Source organism: Exiguobacterium sp. s123 (assembly GCF_018617075.1).
Taxonomy (GTDB): Bacteria; Bacillota; Bacilli; order Exiguobacteriales; family Exiguobacteriaceae; genus Exiguobacterium; species Exiguobacterium profundum.
In genome coordinates this window covers 100,766-125,060 of record NZ_JACSJL010000006.1, presented here as the reverse complement: position 1 = coordinate 125,060, position 24,295 = coordinate 100,766, and the positions used below count along the sequence as shown (strand labels likewise).

General features: G+C 46.4%; 27 protein-coding genes, 2 tRNA genes, 1 pseudogene and 1 other annotated feature. Of the genes and pseudogenes, 15 read left to right on the top strand and 15 right to left on the bottom strand.

Annotated elements, in window-relative coordinates:
* The first annotated feature begins 90 nt into the window (after positions 1–90).
* On the top strand, positions 91–666 hold the full coding sequence (locus KNO72_RS11685; RefSeq protein WP_214685533.1) for a GNAT family N-acetyltransferase: 576 nt from the start codon (positions 91–93) through the stop codon (positions 664–666).
* A 73-nt stretch (positions 667–739) separates the two neighbouring features.
* Positions 740–1,549 carry a DUF368 domain-containing protein gene (locus tag KNO72_RS11680; RefSeq protein ID WP_078146310.1) on the top strand — a complete coding sequence of 270 codons (810 nt, stop codon included), beginning with the start codon at positions 740–742 and terminating at the stop codon, positions 1,547–1,549.
* Positions 1,550–1,585: 36 nt separating this feature from the next.
* Here the strand turns inward: KNO72_RS11680 and KNO72_RS11675 are convergent, their stop codons facing one another.
* Positions 1,586–2,140 carry a methyltransferase family protein gene (locus KNO72_RS11675; protein WP_214734076.1) on the bottom strand — a complete coding sequence of 185 codons (555 nt, stop codon included), beginning with the start codon at positions 2,138–2,140 and terminating at the stop codon, positions 1,586–1,588.
* Between the two features lie 168 nt (positions 2,141–2,308).
* Between KNO72_RS11675 and KNO72_RS11670 the strand changes: the two genes are divergently transcribed.
* Entirely contained in the window at positions 2,309–3,355 is a 1,047-nt protein-coding gene (locus tag KNO72_RS11670) for an NAD(P)/FAD-dependent oxidoreductase (RefSeq protein WP_214734075.1), read from the top strand.
* Between the two features lie 11 nt (positions 3,356–3,366).
* On the opposite strand, the gene KNO72_RS11665 is transcribed toward KNO72_RS11670, so the two are convergent.
* A complete protein-coding gene (locus tag KNO72_RS11665; protein ID WP_015880786.1) occupies positions 3,367–3,780 on the bottom strand; it encodes a VOC family protein in 414 nt (137 codons plus the stop codon).
* Between the two features lie 102 nt (positions 3,781–3,882).
* Between KNO72_RS11665 and KNO72_RS11660 the strand changes: the two genes are divergently transcribed.
* On the top strand, positions 3,883–4,254 hold the full coding sequence (locus KNO72_RS11660; RefSeq protein ID WP_214758231.1) for a hypothetical protein: 372 nt from the start codon (positions 3,883–3,885) through the stop codon (positions 4,252–4,254).
* A gap of 64 nt (positions 4,255–4,318) precedes the next feature.
* Here the strand turns inward: KNO72_RS11660 and KNO72_RS11655 are convergent, their stop codons facing one another.
* Positions 4,319–5,191 (bottom strand): hypothetical protein, encoded by an 873-nt coding sequence (locus KNO72_RS11655; RefSeq protein ID WP_214734073.1) that lies wholly within the window; start codon positions 5,189–5,191, stop codon positions 4,319–4,321.
* A 271-nt stretch (positions 5,192–5,462) separates the two neighbouring features.
* Between KNO72_RS11655 and KNO72_RS11650 the strand changes: the two genes are divergently transcribed.
* Positions 5,463–5,690 carry a hypothetical protein gene (locus tag KNO72_RS11650; protein WP_214734072.1) on the top strand — a complete coding sequence of 76 codons (228 nt, stop codon included), beginning with the start codon at positions 5,463–5,465 and terminating at the stop codon, positions 5,688–5,690.
* A gap of 178 nt (positions 5,691–5,868) precedes the next feature.
* Here the strand turns inward: KNO72_RS11650 and KNO72_RS11645 are convergent, their stop codons facing one another.
* Complete coding sequence (locus KNO72_RS11645) at positions 5,869–6,783, bottom strand: hypothetical protein (protein WP_015880790.1); 915 nt, start codon at positions 6,781–6,783, stop codon at positions 5,869–5,871.
* 196 nt (positions 6,784–6,979) lie between these two features.
* On the opposite strand from KNO72_RS11645, the gene KNO72_RS11640 reads away from it, so the two are divergent.
* The 3 genes from KNO72_RS11640 to KNO72_RS11630 all read left to right on the top strand — a co-directional run bounded on the left by KNO72_RS11640 (position 6,980) and on the right by KNO72_RS11630 (position 9,202).
* Positions 6,980–8,176, top strand: coding sequence for an LCP family protein (locus KNO72_RS11640; protein ID WP_249199034.1), 1,197 nt, complete (start codon positions 6,980–6,982; stop codon positions 8,174–8,176).
* A 79-nt stretch (positions 8,177–8,255) separates the two neighbouring features.
* Complete coding sequence (locus tag KNO72_RS11635; RefSeq protein WP_015880792.1) at positions 8,256–8,963, top strand: SDR family oxidoreductase; 708 nt, start codon at positions 8,256–8,258, stop codon at positions 8,961–8,963.
* 20 nt (positions 8,964–8,983) lie between these two features.
* Positions 8,984–9,202 carry a PspC domain-containing protein gene (locus tag KNO72_RS11630; RefSeq protein WP_015880793.1) on the top strand — a complete coding sequence of 73 codons (219 nt, stop codon included), beginning with the start codon at positions 8,984–8,986 and terminating at the stop codon, positions 9,200–9,202.
* A gap of 39 nt (positions 9,203–9,241) precedes the next feature.
* Here the strand turns inward: KNO72_RS11630 and KNO72_RS11625 are convergent, their stop codons facing one another.
* The 4 genes and pseudogenes from KNO72_RS11625 to KNO72_RS11610 all read right to left on the bottom strand — a co-directional run bounded on the left by KNO72_RS11625 (position 9,242) and on the right by KNO72_RS11610 (position 11,034).
* A complete protein-coding gene (locus KNO72_RS11625) occupies positions 9,242–9,589 on the bottom strand; it encodes an aldose epimerase family protein (RefSeq protein WP_251024996.1) in 348 nt (115 codons plus the stop codon).
* A 109-nt stretch (positions 9,590–9,698) separates the two neighbouring features.
* A pseudogene (locus tag KNO72_RS11620) lies at positions 9,699–10,202 on the bottom strand (RNA-guided endonuclease TnpB family protein); the annotation flags it as partial.
* Positions 10,195–10,302, bottom strand: a complete 108-nt coding sequence (locus tag KNO72_RS11615; RefSeq protein ID WP_214683788.1) for a helix-turn-helix domain-containing protein — start codon at positions 10,300–10,302, stop codon at positions 10,195–10,197. The pseudogene KNO72_RS11620 and the gene KNO72_RS11615, both read right to left, overlap by 8 nt.
* Positions 10,303–10,464: 162 nt before the next feature.
* On the bottom strand, positions 10,465–11,034 hold the full coding sequence (locus KNO72_RS11610; RefSeq protein ID WP_275060048.1) for an aldose epimerase family protein: 570 nt from the start codon (positions 11,032–11,034) through the stop codon (positions 10,465–10,467).
* Positions 11,035–11,109: 75 nt separating this feature from the next.
* Between KNO72_RS11610 and KNO72_RS11605 the strand changes: the two genes are divergently transcribed.
* Complete coding sequence (locus KNO72_RS11605; RefSeq protein WP_251028333.1) at positions 11,110–11,676, top strand: TlpA family protein disulfide reductase; 567 nt, start codon at positions 11,110–11,112, stop codon at positions 11,674–11,676.
* A gap of 49 nt (positions 11,677–11,725) precedes the next feature.
* Here KNO72_RS11605 and KNO72_RS11600 read toward each other — a convergent pair whose 3' ends face one another.
* The 4 genes from KNO72_RS11600 to KNO72_RS11585 form a co-directional block, all read right to left on the bottom strand.
* Positions 11,726–11,932: a DUF3006 domain-containing protein gene (locus tag KNO72_RS11600; RefSeq protein ID WP_015880796.1), complete on the bottom strand. Its 207-nt coding sequence runs from the start codon at positions 11,930–11,932 to the stop codon at positions 11,726–11,728.
* 408 nt (positions 11,933–12,340) lie between these two features.
* Complete coding sequence (locus KNO72_RS11595) at positions 12,341–13,141, bottom strand: MBL fold metallo-hydrolase (RefSeq protein ID WP_214758227.1); 801 nt, start codon at positions 13,139–13,141, stop codon at positions 12,341–12,343.
* Between the two features lie 156 nt (positions 13,142–13,297).
* A tRNA-Gly gene (locus KNO72_RS11590) sits at positions 13,298–13,371 on the bottom strand.
* 15 nt (positions 13,372–13,386) lie between these two features.
* Positions 13,387–13,460: transfer RNA gene (locus KNO72_RS11585), tRNA-Gly, on the bottom strand.
* A 138-nt stretch (positions 13,461–13,598) separates the two neighbouring features.
* On the opposite strand from KNO72_RS11585, the gene KNO72_RS11580 reads away from it, so the two are divergent.
* From KNO72_RS11580 to KNO72_RS11570, 3 genes are read left to right on the top strand one after another with little or no spacing between them, the layout of a single operon-like run.
* A complete protein-coding gene (locus KNO72_RS11580; protein ID WP_211781679.1) occupies positions 13,599–13,958 on the top strand; it encodes a hypothetical protein in 360 nt (119 codons plus the stop codon).
* 2 nt (positions 13,959–13,960) lie between these two features.
* On the top strand, positions 13,961–14,515 hold the full coding sequence (locus KNO72_RS11575) for a hypothetical protein (RefSeq protein WP_251307179.1): 555 nt from the start codon (positions 13,961–13,963) through the stop codon (positions 14,513–14,515).
* Positions 14,512–14,925, top strand: a complete 414-nt coding sequence (locus KNO72_RS11570; RefSeq protein WP_211781678.1) for a DUF3805 domain-containing protein — start codon at positions 14,512–14,514, stop codon at positions 14,923–14,925. The genes KNO72_RS11575 and KNO72_RS11570 overlap by 4 nt, the downstream gene beginning before the upstream one ends.
* Before the next feature lie 39 nt (positions 14,926–14,964).
* Here KNO72_RS11570 and KNO72_RS11565 read toward each other — a convergent pair whose 3' ends face one another.
* The 3 genes from KNO72_RS11565 to KNO72_RS11555 form a co-directional block, all read right to left on the bottom strand.
* Complete coding sequence (locus KNO72_RS11565) at positions 14,965–17,937, bottom strand: SH3 domain-containing protein (RefSeq protein ID WP_214758226.1); 2,973 nt, start codon at positions 17,935–17,937, stop codon at positions 14,965–14,967.
* 171 nt (positions 17,938–18,108) lie between these two features.
* A complete protein-coding gene (locus tag KNO72_RS11560; protein ID WP_214685551.1) occupies positions 18,109–19,017 on the bottom strand; it encodes an alpha/beta fold hydrolase in 909 nt (302 codons plus the stop codon).
* Between the two features lie 14 nt (positions 19,018–19,031).
* The gene (locus tag KNO72_RS11555; protein ID WP_214758224.1) at positions 19,032–20,717 is read right to left on the bottom strand and encodes a formate--tetrahydrofolate ligase; all 1,686 of its coding nucleotides are present in this window, start codon (positions 20,715–20,717) and stop codon (positions 19,032–19,034) included.
* A 245-nt stretch (positions 20,718–20,962) separates the two neighbouring features.
* On the opposite strand from KNO72_RS11555, the gene KNO72_RS11550 reads away from it, so the two are divergent.
* The 3 genes from KNO72_RS11550 (at position 20,963) to asnA (ending at position 24,163) form a co-directional block, all read left to right on the top strand.
* Positions 20,963–21,868, top strand: a complete 906-nt coding sequence (locus tag KNO72_RS11550) for a carbohydrate ABC transporter permease (protein WP_196431582.1) — start codon at positions 20,963–20,965, stop codon at positions 21,866–21,868.
* Positions 21,865–22,767, top strand: a complete 903-nt coding sequence (locus tag KNO72_RS11545; RefSeq protein ID WP_251024992.1) for a carbohydrate ABC transporter permease — start codon at positions 21,865–21,867, stop codon at positions 22,765–22,767. The genes KNO72_RS11550 and KNO72_RS11545 overlap by 4 nt, the downstream gene beginning before the upstream one ends.
* Before the next feature lie 105 nt (positions 22,768–22,872).
* Positions 22,873–23,113, top strand: a binding site (T-box leader).
* 69 nt (positions 23,114–23,182) lie between these two features.
* Complete coding sequence (gene asnA / locus KNO72_RS11540) at positions 23,183–24,163, top strand: aspartate--ammonia ligase (protein WP_214731612.1); 981 nt, start codon at positions 23,183–23,185, stop codon at positions 24,161–24,163.
* Positions 24,164–24,295 lie beyond the last annotated feature (132 nt).

Genomic DNA, 24,295 nt, shown 5'->3' with positions numbered 1-24,295 from the left:
CCCTTTCACTCTATATGATGCCACAAAACGAGTGTGGACAAACAATCGGTGTGCCGGGCTATGCTAGACTGGATGATGGAGGGATCAATCATGAATATTCGACAAGCAACCAAACAAGATAGTAAACAAATTGCACCACTCATGTATCAAGCGATCCATGAGATTGCGTACACATTGACGGCATCAACGGATACACCTGAGGTATTGGAGCGACTAGCGATGTGGGTAGAGAAACCAAATAATCGCTTGAGTCACGAAAACATCTGGGTGGCGGATTTTGAAGGAGAAGTTGCCGGAATGATCATCTCGTATCGTGGGGATAAGGCAGAAGAATTGGATCGACCGATTCGAGAATGGTTGACGGCGCATGGAAGTGGAGAAGAGGTGGACGTTGAAACGGAAGGTTATGTCCAATACATTGATTCACTGGCTGTCGCAGAGGCGTATGGAGGTCGTGGGATCGGGACGAAGTTAATCGAACACGTTTGTCTCGTTGCGAAAGAACGCGGTGTGCCCGCCGTCACATTGAACGTGGACCAAGAAAACCCTGCGGCGCATCGCTTATACACACGTCTCGGCTTCCATAAGGAAAAAGAAATCAACATTTCTGGGGCGAGATTTGACTATATGATCAAAGAAATCAATTCGACTCCTTTCTCAGTCTAAAAGCGGATGCGCAAACTTCTTTTCTCGACTATACTAAGTGCTTGAGGAAAGATATACGTAAAGGAGATACATTATGGAGTGGAAGAACATTTGGCGAGGGATGGCCATGGGGACGAGTGATTTAATCCCTGGTGTAAGCGGCGGTACCATTGCAGTCATTTTAGGCATCTATGATCAACTCATCGAAGCGATTAGCGGCGTATTTAGCCGATATTGGAAAAAATATATCGGGTTCTTGATTCCATTGGCAATTGGAATGGGGACAGCCATTATCGCATTGAGTCGAGTAATTGAATACTTATTGCTGGAGTATTATGCACCGACACAATTTTTCTTTATCGGATTGATTTTAGGGATTATTCCACTTCTATTCGTGGAATTTAAATCACGCGCATCGATTCGTCCGGTTCATGTTATTGCTATGGTTGTCGCAACGATACTCGTTGCGAGTATGGCATTCTTGAATCCGGTTGATTCGTCTATTATGACGGACGTGACGTTCGGGACGGCACTTCTCTTATTCTTCTCTGGTTGGTTGGGCAGCATGGCGATGTTGCTTCCTGGAATTAGCGGTTCATTCGTCTTGTTGTTAATTGGCGTTTATCCAACCGTCATCAGCGCCATCTCAAACTTCAATCTGTTGATTATTGGGATTGTCGGTGCTGGAGTGGCCGTCGGCTTTATTGTAAGTAGTAAAGTCATTCGTTACTTGTTGGCGAATTTCCCGGGAATGACGTTCTCCGTCATCATCGGATTGGTCATTGGCTCACTCGCCGTCGTGTTTCCGGGTGTACCAGCTTCTGGAGCCATGTGGATACTCAGTATCGTCGCATTCATCGCGGGGGTCATCGTCGTCCGATTACTCAGCAAATATTCTGTCTAAATGAAAAAGGAGTCCAGCGATGAGCCGGACTCCTTTTTAATAGATGAAGGGGAAAAGACGCTTGCGCGTCTTCGACCAGGATTGGTAAGACTGACCGAAATGGCGAATGAGCATACCTTCCTCAATTCGAATGCGGTACAGTAACGCAAGCGAGGTGAGACCCGCGCCAATCAGTGCAATCCCCCAATGAATAAAGTATAGCGAGAATCCGAACGCGATCAATAACAACCCAGTGTAAAGAGGGTGGCGTAAGTAACGATACGGTCCCGAGCTGACGAGTTCGTCTTCCGGTCGGACGACGACATGTCGTGTGAATTGATGACGTAAGTGTAAAATTCCCCAATAACGTAACGACACGCCGGCTATGTAAAATGTGAGTCCAATGATTCGTTGAACCGTTGGAGGCTGTGATTCGAACATAAACGAGGAAACAAGAGACAAACCAAAGACGCCGATCATCGTCGTCGCTACAAAGTAAAAGCTTTTTCGCTCGACAGCCCCGTCTGATGCCTCTTTTCGATTACGAAATCGCCACGTCTCAACTAGCCAAAAAAATGATCCGACGATTAATAGGAGATCCATCCAATCCATCACGCACATCCTCCCTTTTGATTCATGTTTCATTACCCGACCTATGCATAAGAAAAACCAAGTCCATCACGACGATATTCGAAAAGAATTGTCAAAGTAATGAAAACAGGTTATCATCTAATGAGAATGATTATCATTTTTATACACATAGAGAGGAAGGGTGCGACGATGAACGAGGAAGTATTCGACGTGACGATTATCGGTGGGGGACCGGCTGGATTGTATGCCGCTTTTTACAGCGGTTTACGGGGCATGAAGACAAAAATAATCGAATTTCAGCCTTTTTTAGGTGGGAAAGTACACGTCTATCCAGAGAAAATGGTCTGGGATGTGGGTGGACTTCTTCCGACGACTGGGGCAAAACTGATTGACCAACTCGTCGAGCAAGGCCTCACCTTCTCTCCGACGGTCCTTCTTGGCGAGAAGGTGGAGTCGATTTCCAAACGCTCAGACGATTTATTCGGAATTGACACGACGAACGGTCACCACATTTCCAAAACCGTCATCGTTGCGACCGGAAGTGGAATCCTCAAACCGCATAAGGTTGAAGTGAGCGGAGCGGAGCGGTTCGAATTGTCGAACCTCCATTACACGGTTAAATCACTGGGTCGCTTTAAGGGCAAGCGCGTCTTGATATCGGGTGGCGGCAATAGTGCTGTCGATTGGGCGAATGCGCTCGAGCCGATTGCAGAGCAGGTCGTGTTGACGTATCGGAAAGAAGAACTCAGTGGACATGAAGCACAAGTTGAAAAAATTAAGCAGAGTCGAGTTGACTGTTGCCCACAATCGAAAGTAACGGATTTGATTTCTCACGATGGGAAGTCGATTCAACAAGTTCTTTTGACTCATGTCGAAACAGGGGAGACGAACGTAATCGATGTCGATGAAGTGGTCATCAATCACGGATACGAACAAGACGCAGAGCTACTTCAGAACAGCGAACTACAGGTTGACATGAAGGATGGATTTTATGTGAAAGGGAATTCAGGTAGCGAGTCATCCGTACCGGGATTGTACGCTGCGGGTGATATTCTCACGCATGACGGGAAAGTACATCTCATCGCGGGAGCGTTTCAAGATGCTGCGAATGCGGTGAACCGGGCCAAAACATACATTGACCCGAATGCTACCGCTACCGCAATGGTGTCCTCTCACAATGAACGGTTGAAAGAGAAGAATCGTCAAATTATAGAAGAAACCATCATGAAGCAGTAAGAGGGGGACTCTTACTGCTTTTCTTTAGGGTAATCACAAAGCTCGGTAATCACACCGCCTGAATGTCGCGGGTCCATGTAGATTAAGCGTCTACCTTTCGCCGTCGTACGTAGGGTGTCTTCTAAAAAGGTGATGCCGTTCTGTTTGTGAGCGGCAATCGCTTCATCCAAATCATCGACACGGTAGGCGATATGATGGACACCCTTCCCTCGAGCTTTCATGAACCGGGCAATCGGACTCGTCTTACTAGTCGGACGTAACAATTCGATGACATCCTCTCCAATATGAATGACGGCCAACTCGGTCTCTACCCCGATTGCCGTGTTCGTATAGCGGTCCACGAGTTTTCCTCCTAAGACCGTCGTATAAAATGTGATTGCCTCGTCTAAGTCTCGAACGGCAATCCCAGTATGATCGATATGCATGTACATTCCTCCTTCTGCTTCAGTTTGCCTAAAGTTGAACAAAATGTCACTTCACAACGTTTCCCGCTTATCCGATATAATAGGAGAGGGAGGGACAGCGAAATGAACGGAAAAATCACGATGGGTTTGGTGGGCACTTTCGCCCTTGTATCATTTATGTTTGGACTCTCGCTTGCGACGTTTGTCGACTATCGCATCAATGAAGAACAGGTTGTCCTTGAACGATTAACGACCCATAAACAGATTGGTCCGACCGAGTTGCTGTCTACCGAGGTTGACTTTCACTTAAATGGGTCGAATTATGCGATTCGTTTTAAAGATGAACCAAACATTACGTATTGGTTCAATGTCGTCGATCGCAAAATTAAGTTCGATCGGATTGAATCACTCGATTTGAGAGACACGGGGCTTCGGACAGAACTGTTTGAAGCGATGCCGCCTCTAGCGATGGAGTCGACTACTGCTGCAGAATAAAAGACGTCGAATGAACAACTTTTTCCTTGGAGAAAGAGTTGGTTTGCTCGACGTCTTTTGATTGTTATAAATAAATCGGGGTCGGTGGTGCCTGTAGCGTGTACGTATAACGACAAATATTTGAGATTTGGGTACCGTGGCGTCGAAGTATATATGTCAAATCAGGTTGCAGGTTTGTTGCTGAAATATGTGCCTCTTCGATGTATCGGAACATGTAGAAAAATTTTTGTTGAAGGAATGAAATGGCGTCCCTCAATAAAGGCTCATCACAATCAATATGCATCTCTTGTATTGAAATATGGTACATATGTAAGCGAACTTTCATGATTCCAATCACTTGTCGATTCCACTTCACGGAATAGAACAATGTTTGCTGGCGAACTTCTCGTGCGAATTGTTCATCTGTCATTGACATGGCACCCGGAAGGAGATGACAATGCTCATTTCGAAATGTGAGCCAATCGACTCTTCTTGAATAGTCCACTAATTCGAGTGTCCAATCGCTATGAGTTGCTTTCTCACACGGGATGAACGGTAGATGATACGTTTTCGTTTGATGGAATACTTGAAATCCTGCTGCTTCATATATTCGAAGCTTATCTTGATTTTGATAGTCTTCCTCCTGAAGATAGTACGTGATCGGGTACGTCGTTTCTCGACTTCGCTCATAGATCAAACGGTGAAGTAGTCCGCGAAAGACGTGACGATCACAATACGTGGCTTGAGAGAGGCGAATAGCATGTTCCGTCTCAAGCTGTTCGTCGTTTGCGACGATCGAAGCGAGTGGGGCATCGCGATTGAGTGCAACATAGACGTGATGATGTGAGGGGAGGGAAAGAAGCAAAGGAGCCTTGCTTAAAGGATATAGCGACTGAATGGAAATACGCTCATGTAACGGTAATTGCCTGCATTCTACAAAACGTAGCGCTCGTTTCACGAAGAATCCTTCTTTCTTTATCAAATGATAAGTACAAATAAATTGTAAGCGCTATCTTGCATCGAGGTGTGTGGCATTATAATGAAACCTGACTCGAGAAAAAATCAATTACGCCAGAAAAAGGTTCGAGTAAAATAGAACATATCCGTTCAATACAATGAAATGGATTTCGTTTCATCGTTCATCTGTGAGATTCGTCAAATGTCAGCGCAATGAACGGATGAGACGTGCTATACTTAAACACAATGAAAACACGGAGTAGGAGTATATGATGAAATACATTTATCAACTGATTCTGGTTTCTGTGCTTTGGTTGACAGTAACACCGCCTGCAGCCATGGCCGAGACAGAACCGGTCGTCATTCATGAAAATATCATTGTCGAAGAAGATGTGGACATTCATGAAGGATTTCAATCGCCGAATGAAATGGTGTATTTGTTCGTATTGATTGTATTGTTATCTGTCATCGGACTTGGCATGATGAATACGATTGAATAACGTGAAAACGTTCACAAAAATGCAATAAGTGATTTGGTAACGGTTACAATCATTCCCTTATACTTATATGTGTAGGAAGAAAGTTCTGCACCAACTTTCTGTCCTCCTTTTCAAATGAACACCCCTCGTTCATATCATGTATTGGAGTCAATCGATCCCATCGATTGACTCCCTTTTTTTAAAATCGGATTCGCTTTTCTTTAGCAATTCGTTTTAAGCGCTTCGTCTCACTAGTGTGTCCGTGACTCTCTAAAAAGTCGACATATACCCGAAATGGTTCGGAGCGATGAGAAAAGAATGGGATATATTCAGCGAACAATTTTTGTTCCGCTTCTTTCAAATTCCCTTCAGCGACGAGAAGGCGGAGTTCTAACATCTTGAGCGCTTGATAGTTTTCGAGCGCGGTATCCTCTGTTTGGGACTTTTCTAACATCCGATCGCAAAGTTTTAAGAGACGAGAGTGGAGGATTTTTCTTGTATTGGCATGACTGTGTTCGATAGGTAGCGTTGAGAGTAAATCGATTCGTGTAGAATCAACATCTTTTGGCACGTGGAGTGCGGTGTATAGGGCGCGGTCAATCCAAACGGTATCAATCGGGGCATCGAGCTGATAATAGTGAATGAGTTGTTTGAGCATGGTGACTTGTGAAATTTTTAAAAGACGAAATGGGTCACTCGTAGAGAAGAGCGGTTCTTCGCCAGCCGATGTAGAGAGGAGGTAAAACATTTCTTCATACATCGTCCGTGCTTCTGTATATTCCTCGGCGTAATGTGCTAAATCGCGAATGATTTTTTTAGCGTGGATGTACCAATTTTTTTGGTCGCGTTCTGACATGACTTGATTCGGACGAATGTACAAATGTTCATACGCAGAATCAACAAACCGTTCCGCCAAGGTGATGGTTTGCGAGAGCGAATGTCGCTCTTCAGAATTTTTTTTCTCTTTATAGCGCGTGTATTGGCTGATCATAAAATCAAAATCTTGATCATCAATCACATCTTTAGGAGTGTGGCGGTACATTTCGACGAGCAAATCGCGTAACGTCGCCTCGCCATATTGTTCTAACAACACGCGTAACTTTCCGATGCGCATCAGCTCTCCTCCTTTCAGTCAAACTTCTCGAAGGCAATCTTGATTTGGGCAGACACCAATTATTATTCCTTTCCCGGTTTTCATCTGAAACAATCATTTGCTCTCATGCTTAAGACGGATTTTCGTAAGAAACGTTGTCAGATGATGGCTAGTTCGGGATAATAGAGAAAAATTGATAAAGTTGAGGATCATAATGATGAAAGATGAACAACATTTATCGCGTGTTGAACGTAGAAAGCGCGAATTAGAACAACAAGAAATCGAATCGTCTCGTGTGGACCATGGTCAAGCGGACGAGCCCTCTATACATGCACAATCTGAACAACAGCGTGAACGGGTAACACGCCAATCAGAACATCCCTTTTTAAATGAACAAACGAAAGAATCTCCAAGGACGAAAAATGGGACGGCAAAGTCGAGTCGGAAACGACTACCCCGGGTTTCATTATTTTCGAAACGGAAATCATCTCGTCCAACATCCCGACAGACGACGAGACCATCGAAACCATCTACTCCCGCTAAACGAGAAACGGATCATGCGTCTAAACAACCAACGAAACGAAAGCGTAAATGGAAAGGGAAAGCTGTCCTTTTCCTACTTGCGATGCTACTGATTGTTGGATATTTTGCGACTGCTCCATTCACATTCCTCATTATGGGGAGCGATGCGCGGGTAGGGGAATCGTTGTCAGGATCTCGTACAGACTCCCTGCAGTTGATGGAGTTCGTACCACGTTCTGGGACTGTTCAGAACGTATCGATTCCACGTGATACGTATACAGCGATTCCATGTGAACCTGAACGTGAAGGTGACAAAATTACGCATGCGTTCGCGTTCGGCGGCGCAGAGTGTACGATTGGTGCCGTGGAAGGGCTGACCGATGCCTCGGTCGATGGACAAGTCGTCATCACGTTCGAATCGTTCATGGAATTGATTGATCTAATCGGTGGGGTGAATGTCACGGCGACGCATTCGTTTAGCGAGAAAGGGTTCAACCAGACGTATGAGTATACAGAAGGTGTTTCCTATGCAATGGATGGAGACATGGCCTTGGCGTATGCGAGACACCGTAAATCGGATACGGATGGAGCGCGTTCGAATCGTCAAACGGAGGTCATGACAGCTGTCGCTGAAAAGCTGGCGAGTCCTTCAGGTTGGACAAAAATTCCGGCTACGTACCGCTTCATGAAAGAAGAAATGGGACTTGAGATGAACGTCTTGCAAATGGCATCTGTCGGATTGACGATGATCTCGAATCCTGAGGTGAATAAGATGCAAGTCGAGGGTCAAGATGCTTATATCAATAACGTGTATTACTATGAACCGTTAGAAGAGAGCGTGCAGGCGATTCGAGACGCCCTTGATTTATCCGTTTGGGGTACTGTCAGATAATTTTAAGAAAAGGGTTTGATTCTGACTTGAAAGAGGAATTTTAATCAAATGAACTACTCTTTTGAGGAGGGAAATTTGAATGAAAGTTTTAGTCATTGGAGCAACAGGAAAGATCGGGAAACGTGTATTGAAAAGCCTGGCGAAAACCCATCAAGTGACCGCTTTAATTCGTTATCCTGAACTACAAGCAGAGTACGAGAAAATGGGTGCACACGTATTGACGGTTGATGTCGAGACAGAACTCGAGAAGAAAGTACATGAGGCGACAAGTGGACAAGATGCCGTTATTATCGCGGCAACTGCCGGCGCGGATGGTTCGAGCACTGAAATTGAACTGCTTGACCGAAACGTTGCGATGAATGCCATCGATGCTGCCAAGAAGGAACGGGTACGTCATGTCGTCTTACTCAGTGCCTATGGCGCCGATCAACCGAACGCTGCACCGAAAGAACTCTTCAACTTTCTGTCAGCTAACAATGCCGCTGACGAGTATATCGAACATAGCGGTTTGAACTATACGATCATTTGCCCAGTGACCATTGTCGATGAACCGAGTAAAGGTTCAATCGAAGCATCAGAGGACTTGAATGATGCGGATGGTGCGACGATTTCCGAAACGGATGTCGCAACTGTCATCGCAGCGTCTCTCGACAACCGGGGTCTGTACGGTCGTCGAATCGAAATCAAGTCTGGTAGCACACCGATTAATGAAGCGCTCGACTTTGAAGGGCGTGGAGAGGTGGCGAACGGAGGAAGAACGACATTACGTCGACCACAACGATCATAACGAGTTGAGGAGAAGATGACATGGAACGGAAACTTTATAAAGACCCAAACAATAAAGTGATTGCCGGTGTTTGTTCAGGGCTTGGAAACTATCTCGGGGTGGACGTCACCATTATGCGTGTCCTATTTGTGGCGATGGCTCTTCTCGGTGGTCCGGGACTCCTCATTTATATCATTCTGGCGCTCATCATGAAAAAGCCAGTGTCAGAATATGAAGCCGAACAAGACGATCGCTTCTAAACCAAAAAATCAATCCGACAAGACGTCGGATTGATTTTTTTAGTTCTCCACATATAATGTATAACTCGCTTCAAACGTCTCATTTGGTGCAAGAAGTTGGATCCCTTCTTTGTGTAGGAAATCTTTTCGATGTCCTTTATAATCCGCATGTCCGAACCAAGGTTCCAAACAGACGAACGGGGCGTCTTTCTGCGGTGGAGACCAGATGCCGAAATGCGTGAAGGAGGGACTTTCCATCACGATGGCTGCGCCGGTCGGTTGATGTCGGAGTGCAGCATATTCAATCTTCTCAAAAATGAGTGCGTCGTCTTCGAATAACGACCGAGTGAGGGGGATATACTGACGCTCTCCGAGTGGTTGATACGCGCCTGGTGAACTACTCGCCACTTATTTGCTTCGCAAATTGAAGGGGGAGCTTCTTGGGAAGATCGTACTTTTATTAGCCACGATTATTTACCAAGCTCGTCGGGTGGTTCCCACCCTGAAGGAATTCGTTTTAGTTTGCCAACATCAACAGGTTGATACTCGCATTGATATCTCGATCATGTTGCGCGCCACAAGCACACGTCCATTCACGGACATCCATCGCTTTCTTCTCGCCCTTTACTCCGCAAGTGGAACAGATTTGCGTCGATGCGTACCAGGGGTCTGCCTTGATGAGCGTCCGTCCATAGAAGTTTGATTTGTATTCGAGTTGCCGGACGAACTCGTACCAACTGACATCCCCGATGGACTTCGCTACCTTGTGGTTCTTCATCATGTCCTTCGATGTCAATGTCTCCACGACGATGACTTGGTTCTCGTCAACAATCCGTCTCGACAGCTTGTGAAGGAAGTCCTTGCGTTGATTGGCGATTTTCTCGTGTTTCTTGGCTAAGATCAGCTTAGCTTTTTCACGATTCTTGCTTCCGATCTTCTTTCGTGACAACGCGCGCTGCGACTTCTTGACCTTCGCTTCGGATTGGCAAAGAAAGCGAGGGTTTTCGATCTTCTCAGAAACCATCCATTGTTGTAGATGAATCGGGCGCAGCGATCGTCCGGACCAGGAACTCGGCCTGTGCCGGCGTCGGGTGGAGCCTGTATGTGTAGCCTTTCAGCATGTCCGTCCCTCCTCCTTTCAGAAGATCGTGATGTGTCCTCCTCATCCGATACCCGAGGAGGGGGAGGGAGAATCTGACGGAATGACGAACTTTTGTTCGTAACATCTGTCATAGGGAGAGAAAACTGTAGGACCGGGCGATTCATCTCCCACCTACGCCGGGCTACGCCCCGAGACGCTTAGAGGAGGGAGAATTCTCGCCTGATTTAGTTAAATAAGGACCCTCGAGCAAGTAGCGATCGAGGGAGCGGATTTCGCCGAAATCGATCACGTAGTCTTCAAATGTCCCGCCCACGAACGGAATGTTGAATGCAGGATGACCACCGATGTTAAACGGTAACGTCGTTTCGCCCGGGTTATGGACACGATACGTCACAATCACTTCTTCGCCCACAAGTTGATAGGACACGGTCAGCGTGAATGGGAATGGATAGTGTTGACGCGATTCCGATGTATCATTCAATGTGAAGCGGATCGACGTGGCAGTAGAAGATTCGACCTCGAACATAGCGTCCCGGGCGAATCCGTGTTGACTCATCGTATAGGTGTTTCCCTCATATACATATTGATCATCGAGCAATCGACCCACAATCGGGAAGAGGATCGGGGCTTGTCGTCCCCAATAGGTCGGGTCCCCTTGCCATAAGAGTTCAGTTCCAGATACTTTCCAACTCGTCATCTCAGCACCTTGTGCCTTTAAGGTAATCTGTATTTTCTCGTTTTGTAGTTGCACAATCCATACGCTCCTTTACGGGTTTATGATAAGTTAAGTGTAGAAATCTTAAGTAAAACAAACAAGGGGTAAATGATGCGCTTACAAAGAATTGGTATTGGAACGCTGATCCTTCTATTGATTGCTGGCCTCGCATATAAAGGCTACGAGGAATATATGATGACACAAAAGAAAGAAGAGGCGGTTCCGATCGTCCAAGATGAATCGGTATTAGGAGGACTCGAAGTGGGGCAACAAGCCCCGGACTTCACTTTGAATACGTTAGATGAGGAGAAGATGACCCTTTCTGAGTTCCAAGGACAGCCGGTCGTCATTAACTTTTGGGCCTCTTGGTGTCCACCGTGTCGGGAGGAGTTCCCTGAACTTGTATCGTTTGAAGAAGCGACAGGTATCCCAGTACTTGGTGTGAACGTCACTAAAAATGAGCGACGAGGAAAAGAGGACGTGGAGGCATTCTTGAATGAGTATCCCGTCGATTTTCCGATTCTGTTAGATGAAGAGGCCGCTGTCGAGCAACAATATCGAGTTGTCGCATTACCGACAACGTACGTTCTAGACGCAAAAGGAATCATCGTGGCGAAAAAAACGGGTCCAGTTGACGAGGCGTGGCTCCAACAACAACTTGACGACATTTTAAAGTGACCCGTTCAAAAAAGCTGAACGACCTGCCCGGTTAGAGTGGGCAGACCGTTCAGCTTTTGTAGTGTTGCTTGATCAACGCATCAAAGTTAGGGGTCATATCTTCTTCAAGATAATAATGATGATTGTCTCGAATAATCGTATCACCAACACGTGCTTCGGATGGTAGGAAACGTCTAGGGATGAAGCTTGAGCCGTTATTCCATCTCAATACGGCATATTTTCCCTCGATCCGTACCAATGTACCGTACTTAATCATACCTCTTCCTCCTCGACGAGCAGCTTCTGTCTCTTTTTATCCTTACATCATGTATTCCCACATTCCACAAAAGCTACACATCTTTACACGTGCCTGTCTAATCACTGTGAGCAAGTTATATCGATAAGCGGTAGAGGATACGTTCGAGAAATGTGAAGAAAGTTTGAAGAAAACGCTTTCTTTTTTGAAGGTGGTCTTTTATAATAAAACCACGGGGTGATTATGACGAAACTGTGAACAATGGGGGGATGGTCATGTTTTCTTCTGCAATGATTGGGTTACTCGCTCTGACGGGAGTAACGATCTATGGGGTTGACCGTATGTTCACGGTCCGCTCAGAACGCGTCACAAAGAAATAGGTCTACATAGGGGGAAATCGCAACGTCTTGGGGAGATGTTGCGATTTTTTTATATATCTTGTTGTCGAGACCGGCGATCGGTCTCTTTTTGTTCCACCATCTTTCGATTCCGCTCATGAACACGGTCAAAAAAGGCGTGCTCTGGCCATGCAGGGGACCAGTGGCGTTCTTCAGGGAGTGCCAAGATATACTCTTCCGCCGCACTCAATCGCTCAATCATGTGACTTCGGCTGTCACACAAGTCACCGTGCCCTGGTACGAACCAACGAATCTCATGTTCGTAGATGAGTGATTGTAAGGTTTGTAGCGTATCAAGATAGGCGGTTGGGTCGTGTTCGATAAACGGTGGCTCGACATTGGAACCGTAATCCCCACAGACGAGAAGATTCATGGATTCGATGAGAACGGATATATGTGTCGCGTCATGACCGGGTGTGGAAAGGAAGGTTACGGGCACCGAACCGATTAAAATCGTTTGATCGGGTTGGATGACCAGGTCGATGTCAGGTTTTTGAATCGGGTGATCAATGTAATACTGTTCATAAAACTCGCGAATCTCATTTAATTGGTCAGATGAGTCTGCATCGACGAAAGCCTGTGAGGCGATCGTTGTTGCATCTGAAAAGCCGTAAGCTCCGATGATGTGATCAAAATGATGGTGTGTGAAGATGACATAAAGCGGACGATTGCGACGCTGTAACTCGATGTCACGCCGAATCGTCGCGATTTCTTCCGGGAGCCAGGTCGGATCAATCAATAAAAGGGCATCCGGTGTATCGATGAGGGTCGATGTCGTTCGCATCAACGCGCTTTCGTATACGGTAAAGGATTGCAGCTTCGCTTGAATCAATGGGGTTCCTCCTCGTCTGTATGGATTCAATCTCTCTTTTCCCCAAAACAATGGATGGAACAACAAAAAAGCAGAAAGTCGTGTGACTTTCTGCTTTTGCAAGGTCTCAACCGTGCAGTGTATGTGTGCGAGATCCTCTCGCGTATATGTCGATATTGGAGCGGGTGAAGAGAATCGAACTCTCGTCATCAGCTTGGAAGGCTGAGGTTTTACCATTAAACTACACCCGCATGAAAGAAAAAATATGGAGCGGGTGAAGGGAATCGAACCCTCGTCATCAGCTTGGAAGGCTGAGGTTTTACCATTAAACTACACCCGCGAAACGTATGAACTCTTAACGTTACTTTGATATAATAGCATATACGATGGAATTTGCAAACCCTTTTTTAAAAAAACTTTTTAGGTTGCAGAATCCTATTCACAACACAGATAATAGAAAAAAGGGGAGAAATGAAATATGAGTGAGCGAAAATCATATTTACGACTGATGGGTGAAGGGTTTCGAATGTTGAAACAATCGAAACAAACGGACACGACGGTGTCTCTCCGAAGTTGGACGTTTTCAATCCGCCATGACCAAGAATGGCAAGTTGTGTTACGAACGAATCGAATCAAGTGGGTCGGATTACCAAGTATGACGTTTGAGATTCATCCGAATATGATTCAAATAGGAGATCTTCGAGTCACCCGTCACGCACAATCGAACGAAGTACGTTTGACAATCGATGAAGAATGGGGATTGGAAAATAAGGTTGTTTGTGACAACCTAGAATGGGAAACGTTCGTCGATGCGCTCAAACAAGTGAAGGGGGAGTAAGCGTGAGTGGAGAGAGGTTGTATCGGATGGAAGCCGAGGCTCGAGGGATTGCTTGGCGTGCCCGGGTTCTAACAGGAATTCAACGATTTCGATTTTACAAAGGGGAATTGCTTGCACCGACAAACCGACCGTACGTCGTGCTGAGCATCTCGCAAGATGAAGGAGCCCTGCCAGATTTAATTGAGACCGATATGGGTATCCTCTTGATCCATGAGCGGGTGGGACCGATCTTCATGAATGTCTGTCCGTATGACGTTCAGCTCGTTCGTGTCGAGCTTCATACGAGTACCGGGAAAACCGATCGTTACTGTGCGCTGAACGTCCTCCGCCGCTTTGAAATCGAATACCTTGAGCATTCGAACGAATATCGTCCGCTGAGTGCGGATCGACTCTATTTCCTATCCAATCAAACTGTCCGCATGAACTTATTTGGACATATGATCGCCCAAGACATAAATAGCCAACGTCTTTACGTGACCGAACGCTTGAAGTACGCGCTTCAAGCTAAAATGGTCACAGGGCTGGCATTCAAGCAAGTAAAGGAGAAAACAGCATGAAAGAGTACGAAATTGATGGGTGGTTCCGCCTGACGTATCCGGAACATTATGAATACAGCGAAGAGGAAGACTATGTGAGTTTTTACTCGACGGAAGCGGATGCACAAGGGACGCTCCAAATCTCAATCTATGAATCAGAAGATTCGCAAGAACCAAAACAATCCGCAATGAGCGAATTGAATACGTTCTTAGGCGAATTCCCGATTGATGTGAAGGTTGCTCCGAGTATCACGACTGAAGCGAGTGATATGACAACGGCCTACGCGAGTGGGATTGAAGACGGGATGCATTTAGATGTATGGTCCTTGACCGACGGGAAACGGCTTTTATTCTTAACTTATGTAGCCGATCAAGTGACCAATGAAAAGATGGAGATTGAATCGATCATCGATTCGATCGAGTGGACATAAAAAGAGACACGACGCCAACGAGGCGCGTGTCTCCTTTTGTTACTGATATTTTGGTACATCGAAGTTGAGTGTGTAAGCATCAAGTGATTGATAGATATTATAGATGCTTGTCGTTTGTTTTGCGGCCCATCCGATATCCGTTGCATATTGGTGCGTTCCAGGTGAAGAAGGATTGAAGCGCATCTTATACAGTGTATTTTGTTTGTATGTCGGGTGATTGATATAGCTAGCCCCGATCCAGTAGGCTCCTCCGATAATCGCTTCTTTAGGAGAGAACCACTTTTGTTGGAAGGCGTATTTGGCGCCGTTTCCAAGAGGGTTGCTATCTGTTGCTTGAATACCGTACATATTATAGACGGTTGCCGCAACAGGACGTTCCGGATAAATCCGATTCCCACTCGAGTTGATCAATGCATTCCCATCTTTATCGACAGGAACTCCTTTTGCGAGAAGGGATGTACCATGTCCAGTTTCAAGGATGGCATGCGAGAGAAGATACACTTCGTTCACGCCATACATACTAGCCGCATCAACGAATGCCTGACCTTGTCCGCTGAGCGTTCCTTTTGATGTGAGGACCTTGTTCAATGTTGTCGCAGTTGTCCCAGCGCTCTTCGATAAATCTAAGAATTGATAGAATGATCGAGAGTTTGCATCAATCTGGCTAGGATCGACGTATGGAAGAAGATCATCAACTGATGCACGACGCCAAGTGTTATCAAAGACTCGGATATTGTGTCCGGCCGGTCGTTTATACGAAATCGTATAGTATGTGCCGGATTGACCTGTAATCGTAACGGTTTCACCAGTATTGATTTGACCGTACGCATGAGATGTTAAAATTGGACGGCTCAAAATGTTGGCGGTTCCGACGACTGAACTCGGTGTCACGTAACCGGTCATCGTGCCGTATTTTACTTTATACCAAACGGTTGACCCGGACGTATAACGGTCAACGTATTGAATCGACGCACCAAATGGAATGGTCACGAGCGAGGATGAGCTTGAAGAGGCTGTCATCTTCAAAGCGGTTCCTAACCCTGATACAACAGTCATCTCCGATTTTACAATCTTTCCTGTCGACCCGTTGACACTGACCCAAGCACGAGGTAAGTAAGCTTCTTCGTATCGATGTGCATCCGTTTGGGCGAATTGAGCCACTTGACGGTCTGCCATCTGACGAGCTGTCATCGGATAACTCGTATACGAGACTTTTTTCGTGATGCCTGTCGCAGGTGGGGTCGTTGTGACCGGTACGACGTAATCGGTATGAATGTAGTTACCGCTATACGTCCCACTCGTAAGAAGTGCCCATTTCGAACCGACAATCGGTTTGATGTTGACAATCGTTCCCGTACTTAACGTTCCGACTTTATTAGTCGTTGATGATGAATCAGGCGTAGAACGAACGTTGAGGGGCTCGTTCCCGTTTACATAGATGCGAACTTGGCGTTCTTCTTCATATTGTTCGTCTGACGGTGCTGTTTTCGAGAAGTAGTCCGCCGTCGCATAACCTGTGATCGGACCGTATTCGATTTTAAAGAATCGCTCCGTGAGACCAGGCTCCGACACTTGCTGAACTTTCGTACCGAACGGAATGATTGCAATCTTCACTTTTTCTGCATCCGAGCGGTTGTATAAAACGACGTCACGCGTTGTATAATAATCTGTTTTCACCACGACCTCTGGATCTTTCAATGAGAAGTGACTAGATCCCGCATATCCTGTTTTTCCGTCATAACGAATCTTGAACCATGAACTAGAAAGGCCGCTTTGCGAAAGTTGTTCTACTTTTGCACCGAACGGAATTGTCGCAACCTTTGTCGCTCCGGCTGCAGATGAACTATACATCGCAACATTTCGAATCGCAAAGTATGGTGTGATCGTCACTTTTTCAGGTGCCTTCGTTGAAAAATGACGAGCGGCAGCGAAGCCGGTGACTCCATCATATTCAATTTTGAACCAAGAGTCCGATAAGTTGGCATCCGATACTTGGACGACTTTTGTCCCTTCTTGAATCGTGCGAAGACGAGCCGCTCCGGAAGCGGATGACTCATATAACACGAGGTCGCGAACGGCATAATAGGTTGTTTTGACGACGGCTTCAGGTTTTGATGTCGAGAAGTTATGCGCGGCCGCATAACCGACCGTGTCCCCATATTGAACCTTATACCAAGATGAACTCAATCCGTTCACGTATACACGCTTCACTTCTGCTCCGAGTGGGATTGTTGCAATTTTTGATGCACCAGTTCCTGAACCATTGTAGAGCGCGACATTCTTCACTGCGTAATATGTCGTGACCGCTTCTGGAGCAAGCGGAGTCGGTGTAAAGTTACGTGCCGGTGCATAACCGACGAGTGAACCGTATTCGATTTTGTACCAAGATCCCGTCGCTCCTAAAGATTCTAAGTATGTGACTTTCGCACCTTCTGGAATCGTAGCGATTTTTGATGCGCCAGTACCTGTCTTGTCATATAGAACGGCTGTCGTAGACGCGTAAAATGTAGGGCTCGTTTCGGTAAAGTATCGTGCCGCCACATATCCTGTATATGTACCAAATTGTACTTTATACCAAGATCCTGTAGCACCATGTGTTGAGACATGCGTTACGAGTGATCCTTTTGGAATGACCGTTTCGATGGAAGCAGACGTCGACATCGAAGAACGAAGATTGACGTTCATTTCAGCCACATATAACGAAGAAGATGAAGTAGACGCTGTTGTCATAGATGAGCCGATCGTCAAATACGTAGAAGAAACGTATCGTTTTTGACCTTCGAAGTTGATTTGTGCCCATTCATCGTTGACGGCGTATACGTCTACCGTCGTTCCTTCTGTTAACTTGCCAACGATTGAAGACGATGTCGATGAATCAGATCGTACATTTAAAATGGGTGTGTTGACTGTTCCTTCGGATGTTGCTGCGTATGATTGGAGAGGCGCAAGGGTGCTCAGAATCGTACCTGAGACGATGGTGGCAACCCCCAATCGTGAGAGTGTCGATTTCAATATGTTACCCCTTTCGGATGAAAAAACGTGATTAAAAGTGATTGCGGTCTAAGTATAACGTACTTAAAAATTGGAAAGAAGAAGCAGAATTTCAAAAAAGGTAAATGCTTAAAATATTTTTTCTAAAATCAGGTAAATGAAAAATCCCCTTATAAAAGGGGATTGAGTAAATTAATGGATTCTATTTTGCTTCATCCAGGTAAGAATATCTGACCACACTTGTTCACGGTGCGTTTCGCGAAGAATTTCATGTCGGGCATTGTCGTATGTGACGACTGCGAGTTCGACATCCGCATTTCGATACTTCTTAATGATTCCGTTCAATCCTTCACCATCATGCGTGACAGGATCGTCCACTCCGGCAACGAACAGAACTGGAAGGGACTTCGGATGTTCATGAATCCGTGCAGCCGTGGTGACATCTAAGGAAGCACGTGTCACTTCATGTAAAAAACCGAGGGAAGGCAGACCGCCACAGTTTGGGTCGGCGAGATAGGAGTCGACTTCGTCTGGAACACTTGAGAGCCAGTCACTATCCGTTCGAGCAGGTAAAAACTTAAGGTTGTAACGTCCGAACAAGAGGCGTTCAAAGAAACGTGATTGATGGGTGGCACCTTTCCGTTTCATGACGGTAGCGATTAAACGATGCCCCACTTCACCTGCGACCCCAGGATGTGGGGGCGGGGCGACGACAATCAATCCAGCCAAGGCATGCCCCATGATTTGACCGAGTCGACGAGCAAGCAGGGAACCGAAACTGTGGCCTAACACATAAGTAGGGCGCCCATCCTCGTAACGGTCGATTAGATATTGAGCATCCTCGACAAGTTGCTGAAAGCCATCGCCAGGAGCAAGGTGTCCATAAGACTGTTGATCATGAGCGCTTGTACCTGCACCACGCAAGTCACACACAAATACGTCATAGCCATTATCTGCCATAAACTGTGCAAACTCAATATATCTTTCATGATGTTCGAGCATCCCGTGAAACATGAATATTTTTCCAATCGATTGCTCTGCCTGAACGTGCATGACTTCTGTTTGATACCCGTCAGGATACGTCAACTGCGATACGATCATGTGTCATCCTCCTATTAGAAAAGGCCGATTGCTTTTCCAGATTCGTCAATCCCCATATTGAGAGCCGCTGGATGTTTCGGTAACCCTGGCATCGTTAACACGTTGCCTGTTAAGGCGACGAGGAATCCTGCTCCCACTGAAGGTTTTAATTCGCGAACGGTGATGGTGAATCCTTGTTGATAACCGAATTTTGAAGGGTCGTCTGAGAGGGAGAACGGTGTCTTCGCCATACAAATGGGAAGGTCCGACCAGCCGTTCGCCTGTACATCTTTCATTTGCTTTTGTGCTTTGGCGGTGAACACGACGTCTGCAGCACCGTATACTTCTCTCGCAATAGTTTTAATCTTTTGTTCAATCGAATCGGTCAACTCATATAGAGGCGTCAGTTTGCTTTCGTTCGACTCGACGGCGTCAATGACCGCTTCGGCTAACTGTCGACCACCAAGTCCGCCGTTTGCCCATACTTCGCTGAGCGAAGCACGAATACCGTGTGCCGCACACCAATCAAGAACGGTTGCAAGTTCCTCTTCTGTATCTGAATTGAAACGGTTCAATGCGACGACCGTAGGCAGTCCGAGTTTTTTCATCGTATCGATATGTTTGGCGAGTAATTTCAATCCTTCTCCGACTGCACCGACATTCTCAATATGAAGCTGATCTTTCGAAACGCCACCGTGCATTTTTAAAGCGCGAACGGTTGCGACGAGTACGACCGCATCCGGATTCAAATCACCGACTCGAGATTTGATATGACAGAACTTTTCTGCTCCGAGATCGGCACCGAACCCAGCTTCCGTCACCACATACTCCCCAAGCTTTAATGCAGTCTTCGTTGCAATCAGTGAGTTGCATCCGTGCGCGATGTTTGCGAACGGTCCGCCGTGGACGAGTGCAGGCGTCTGTTCGAGCGTTTGGACGAGGTTCGGTTTAAAGGCTTCCTTCAACAGTAACGTCGCCGCCCCGGCCGCCCCGATTTGTTCTGCCGTGATTGGTTCTTTTTGATGGTCATAGGCGACTACGATTCGCTTGATGCGTTCTTCTAGGTCGTCCAATGAATCGGCCAAACAGAGAATCGCCATGATTTCTGAAGCGACGGTAATATCAAATCCGTCTTCACGAGGGACTCCGTGAGCAGGACCACCAAGGCCGACCGTGACATGACGAAGTGCGCGGTCGTTTAAGTCAAGGACGCGCTTCCAGACGATATGTCGGACATCGATTCCAAGGTCGTTTCCTTGATGCAAGTGATTGTCGATCATGGCACTGATCGTATTATGGGCCGATGTGATCGCATGCATATCACCTGTGAAGTGGAGGTTGATGTCTTCCATCGGGAGAACTTGACTGAAGCCACCACCAGCAGCGCCACCTTTTAGACCCATCGTCGGGCCGAGTGAAGGTTCGCGCAGACAGACGATTGCTTGTTTATCCAACTGGTTCAACGCTTGTCCGAGCCCGACTGTCACCGTCGATTTTCCTTCGCCAGCTGGTGTCGGATTGATGGCGGTGACGAGAACGAGTTTTCCGTCTTCCTTCGTTTTCACACGTTCGAGGACATCGTAAGAAAGTTTCGCTTTGTATTTTCCGTAAAGATCCAGGTCATCTTCGTGTAATCCGATTTTTGCTGCGATGTCTTTAATCGGCAAGGTTTTGGCTTGTTGGGCAATCGTAAGGTCAGATAATGGTTTCGTCGTTGTCATTTCAAAAAGTCCCTCCGTTTATCGAACGATATCTTTTTATTCTCTTAAAATCATTCGTGAATTTCGTATTAAAATATGAATCAAGGCAAATCATATTTAATCCGTTCGTATTATCATTGATTTTATCATAACTCATCACACCTTCAAATTCATTCATTCCGTTCAATATTTTCCACCCTTTCCGTCAAATGTATCCGTTTTCATTAGGAGTTTGACACGATACAGTGATAGTGGAGGCGATACACATGACTGAGACTACTAAACGGACGAAACGCAGAGGGAATTGGAAGAAACCTGCGAGCTTTATAGCATTTGTTGGACCTGCTTTTCTGGCATTTGTCGCAATCGTACTCATCCCATTTTTTAATGGCATTTACTACAGTTTCACTGATTGGAACGGCGTGACCGGAGAACTGAACTTTGTCGGATTGGATAACTATCATCGCTTGTTCTTTGAAGATGAGCAGTTCCGCGCTTCTTTTTGGATTACGACGAAATATACGCTTGTGTCTGTCCTATTGACGAATATCGTTGGTTTCTCATTGGCGCTATTATTGACGATGAACATTAAGACGCGAAACTTCCTACGCACGATTTTCTTCATGCCGAACTTGATCGGTGGCTTAATTCTTGGGTTCATCTGGCAGTTCATTTATGTAAAAGGATTTGCCTCGATCGGTGCTTTGACGGGGTGGAGCCTGTTCGAATTACCATGGCTCGGTGATGCGCAAACGGCATTTTGGGGAATCGTGATTGTCGCCATCTGGCAAGGTGGCGGGTATGTCATGGTCATCTACATCGCGGCGCTACAAAACGTGCCGACTGATTTGATGGAGGCGGCACGAATTGATGGGGCGAATCGTCTTAAGATGCTCCGCCATATCACTCTACCGATGATTATGCCATCGATTACCATCTGTTTGTTCCTGACCATCTCTTGGTCATTCAAAGTGTTTGATACGAACTTGTCGCTCACGAATGGTGGACCGTTCAAATCGACCGAAATGTTAGCCTTAAATATCTATACGGAGTCTTTTGTGAATAATAATTATGGTCTCGGGTCAGCGAAGGCGGTCATCTTCTTCTTGGTTGTGGCTGCGATTACGGTGACGCAAGTGTACGTGACGAAAAAACGGGAGGTGGAAGCATGACGACGGAAAAATTGGAACATGTCGAGAGAAACGTAGAGAAGACACCGAAGCGTATCCCGCAGCGTCCACTTCGCCCGGGAACGTATTCTTGGAACCTTGGAATTATTGAGCTCGTCGCCATCTTGCTCGGACTGCTCTATTTGGTCCCGTTCTATTACGTCGTCGCCAACTCGTTCAAATCGATGGCTGAAATCTTTACGAATACGTCCGCCTTACCGAACGAGTGGTTGACCTCAAACTATACAGAGGCGTGGGAAGCGATGAATTATGGACGTGTCTTTTTGAACTCCCTTCTCATCACGGTCGGAGCGAATGCGGTCATTGTCATCTTCACCTCGATGGCGGCATGGAAACTCGTTCGGACGAAACATTGGATTTCTACAATGATCTTTTTCATGTTCGTGGCAGCGATGGTCATTCCGTTCCAGTCCATCATGATTCCGCTCGTGAAAGTTTCGAGTATCCTCGGGCTGTTGAATAGTCATTGGGGCCTGATCGTCATGTATCTAGGGTTTGGGTCTGGCATCTCGGTGTTCCTCTATCACGGATTCATGAAGTCGATTCCTGAGGAGATTGAAGAAGCCGCCATCATCGACGGTTGCTCGACATGGGGTGTCTTCTGGCGCATCGTCTTTCCACTTCTTAAGCCAATCACGGTGACAATCGTCATCTTGAACAGTCTATGGATTTGGAATGACTTCTTATTACCATCGCTCGTTCTTCGTGATGTCGAGTTACGGACCATCCCGCTCGCGACATTCTATTTCTTTGGACAGTACACGAAACAATGGGATTTGGCATTAGCAGGTTTAGTGTTAGGAATCGTTCCCCTTCTGGTCTTTTTCTTCGGCATGCAAAAGCATATCATCAAAGGGATCACAAGTGGTTCGATTAAATAACCCTCCCAAGGGAATCCTCCGTTCGCTACACGGAGGATTAATTTTTTTTGAAAAAAATCGTTGACATTAGTCTGAATATTTATAATAATGAACTCAATTCAATTGTGAACGACGTCGAAAGGACGAGTACACGAAGGTAGTGAGTCAAGCGATCCGGGGGTGGTGTGAGCCCGGTCTTAACCCTTCGTCGAAAAACTTCCTGGAGTCGCTACCCGAACGCTTTGCCAGTAGACGTAGCCGGACCGCTCCCCGTTATCGGAGTTACGAGATGATTGTCTCGAAAAAGTGAGTAGATTCGTCTACTAATTTGGGTGGCACCGCGGAACCGAAGTCTTCCGTCCCATGTTCGATGGGAATGGAGGGCTTTTTTTCATGGCTTCATTTTCAAATATTCCACAATTGGAGGAAACGGAAAATGACAACAGCAACAAGCACGATGAAGGAAAGACAGCAGACGATCGCAGCAGTAAAGGCACTTTTTGAGGAGAAAGTCTCACGTGAACTCGGACTGATTCAAGTACAAGCACCACTATTCGTCGAATCGGCGAGTGGGGTCAACGATCACTTGAACGGTGTGGAGCGCATCATTCAGTTTGATACGATGTATCCGGGACATGAACTTGAAATCGTTCAGTCACTCGCGAAATGGAAACGTGAAGCGCTCGGTCGTTACGGATTCGGTGTTGGTGAAGGATTGTACACTCAGATGCGTGCCATTCGACGCGACGAAGAACTCGATGCGACACATTCTTTATTCGTCGACCAGTGGGACTGGGAACGAGTGATTGCTCGAGAAGAACGGACAATGGAATATTTGAAAGCGACGGTGGAGTCCATTTACGCTGCGCTCCGTGAAACAGAAGCGGAAGTAGAGAAAACATACGGTGTTGAAGCGATCCTTCCTGAAGTGATTCATTTCATCACGAGTCAGGAGTTGGAGGATACGTATCCGACCATGACACCGAAAGAACGTGAAACGGCCATCTGTAAAGAGTACGGCGCGGTCTTCATCTCACAAATCGGAGATCTTCTCGCTTCGGGTATGAAACACGATGGACGAGCGGCAGACTATGATGATTGGTCGCTCAACGGAGACATTCTCGTGTGGCACCCTGAGCTCGAGTCAGCATTTGAACTGTCATCGATGGGCATTCGTGTCGACGAAGTGGCACTTGATGCGCAACTGAAGAAAGCAGACGCGGAAGAGAAGCGCGCGTACCCATTCCATCAAGGAGTGCTCGAAGGAACGCTTCCTCTTACAATCGGGGGCGGGATCGGACAATCACGTGTCGCGATGTATCTGTTGCGCGCGCGTCATATCGGGGAAGTGCAAACATCGGTCTGGCCGCAAGAAGTCATTCAGTCGTGCAAAGAAGCCGGCATCAGCTTGTTGTAATATAATAAGAAGAAACACGGAACAGGACTCGAAAAAAGAGTCCTGTTTTTCTGTGCAACATTTTCCACCCTATCCGTCAATTTTGACACCTACATCGTGGAAGCGTTTTCATTTAAAGTTGAGTTTGTAAAG

What these genes read in the sequence shown, in the direction of transcription:
- KNO72_RS11685 (WP_214685533.1), top strand. Translation starts at nt 91, where the DNA reads ATGAATATTCGACAAGCAACCAAACAAGATAGTAAACAAATTGCACCA.
- KNO72_RS11680 (WP_078146310.1), top strand. Translation starts at nt 740, where the DNA reads ATGGAGTGGAAGAACATTTGGCGAGGGATGGCCATGGGGACGAGTGAT.
- KNO72_RS11675 (WP_214734076.1), bottom strand. Translation starts at nt 2,140, where the DNA reads ATGGATTGGATGGATCTCCTATTAATCGTCGGATCATTTTTTTGGCTA.
- KNO72_RS11670 (WP_214734075.1), top strand. Translation starts at nt 2,309, where the DNA reads ATGAACGAGGAAGTATTCGACGTGACGATTATCGGTGGGGGACCGGCT.
- KNO72_RS11665 (WP_015880786.1), bottom strand. Translation starts at nt 3,780, where the DNA reads ATGCATATCGATCATACTGGGATTGCCGTTCGAGACTTAGACGAGGCA.
- KNO72_RS11660 (WP_214758231.1), top strand. Translation starts at nt 3,883, where the DNA reads ATGAACGGAAAAATCACGATGGGTTTGGTGGGCACTTTCGCCCTTGTA.
- KNO72_RS11650 (WP_214734072.1), top strand. Translation starts at nt 5,463, where the DNA reads ATGAAATACATTTATCAACTGATTCTGGTTTCTGTGCTTTGGTTGACA.
- KNO72_RS11645 (WP_015880790.1), bottom strand. Translation starts at nt 6,783, where the DNA reads ATGCGCATCGGAAAGTTACGCGTGTTGTTAGAACAATATGGCGAGGCG.
- KNO72_RS11640 (WP_249199034.1), top strand. Translation starts at nt 6,980, where the DNA reads ATGAAAGATGAACAACATTTATCGCGTGTTGAACGTAGAAAGCGCGAA.
- KNO72_RS11635 (WP_015880792.1), top strand. Translation starts at nt 8,256, where the DNA reads ATGAAAGTTTTAGTCATTGGAGCAACAGGAAAGATCGGGAAACGTGTA.
- KNO72_RS11630 (WP_015880793.1), top strand. Translation starts at nt 8,984, where the DNA reads ATGGAACGGAAACTTTATAAAGACCCAAACAATAAAGTGATTGCCGGT.
- KNO72_RS11615 (WP_214683788.1), bottom strand. Translation starts at nt 10,302, where the DNA reads ATGCTGAAAGGCTACACATACAGGCTCCACCCGACGCCGGCACAGGCC.
- KNO72_RS11605 (WP_251028333.1), top strand. Translation starts at nt 11,110, where the DNA reads ATGCGCTTACAAAGAATTGGTATTGGAACGCTGATCCTTCTATTGATT.
- KNO72_RS11600 (WP_015880796.1), bottom strand. Translation starts at nt 11,932, where the DNA reads ATGATTAAGTACGGTACATTGGTACGGATCGAGGGAAAATATGCCGTA.
- KNO72_RS11580 (WP_211781679.1), top strand. Translation starts at nt 13,599, where the DNA reads ATGAGTGAGCGAAAATCATATTTACGACTGATGGGTGAAGGGTTTCGA.
- KNO72_RS11570 (WP_211781678.1), top strand. Translation starts at nt 14,512, where the DNA reads ATGAAAGAGTACGAAATTGATGGGTGGTTCCGCCTGACGTATCCGGAA.
- KNO72_RS11560 (WP_214685551.1), bottom strand. Translation starts at nt 19,017, where the DNA reads ATGATCGTATCGCAGTTGACGTATCCTGACGGGTATCAAACAGAAGTC.
- KNO72_RS11555 (WP_214758224.1), bottom strand. Translation starts at nt 20,717, where the DNA reads ATGACAACGACGAAACCATTATCTGACCTTACGATTGCCCAACAAGCC.
- KNO72_RS11550 (WP_196431582.1), top strand. Translation starts at nt 20,963, where the DNA reads ATGACTGAGACTACTAAACGGACGAAACGCAGAGGGAATTGGAAGAAA.
- KNO72_RS11545 (WP_251024992.1), top strand. Translation starts at nt 21,865, where the DNA reads ATGACGACGGAAAAATTGGAACATGTCGAGAGAAACGTAGAGAAGACA.
- asnA (WP_214731612.1), top strand. Translation starts at nt 23,183, where the DNA reads ATGACAACAGCAACAAGCACGATGAAGGAAAGACAGCAGACGATCGCA.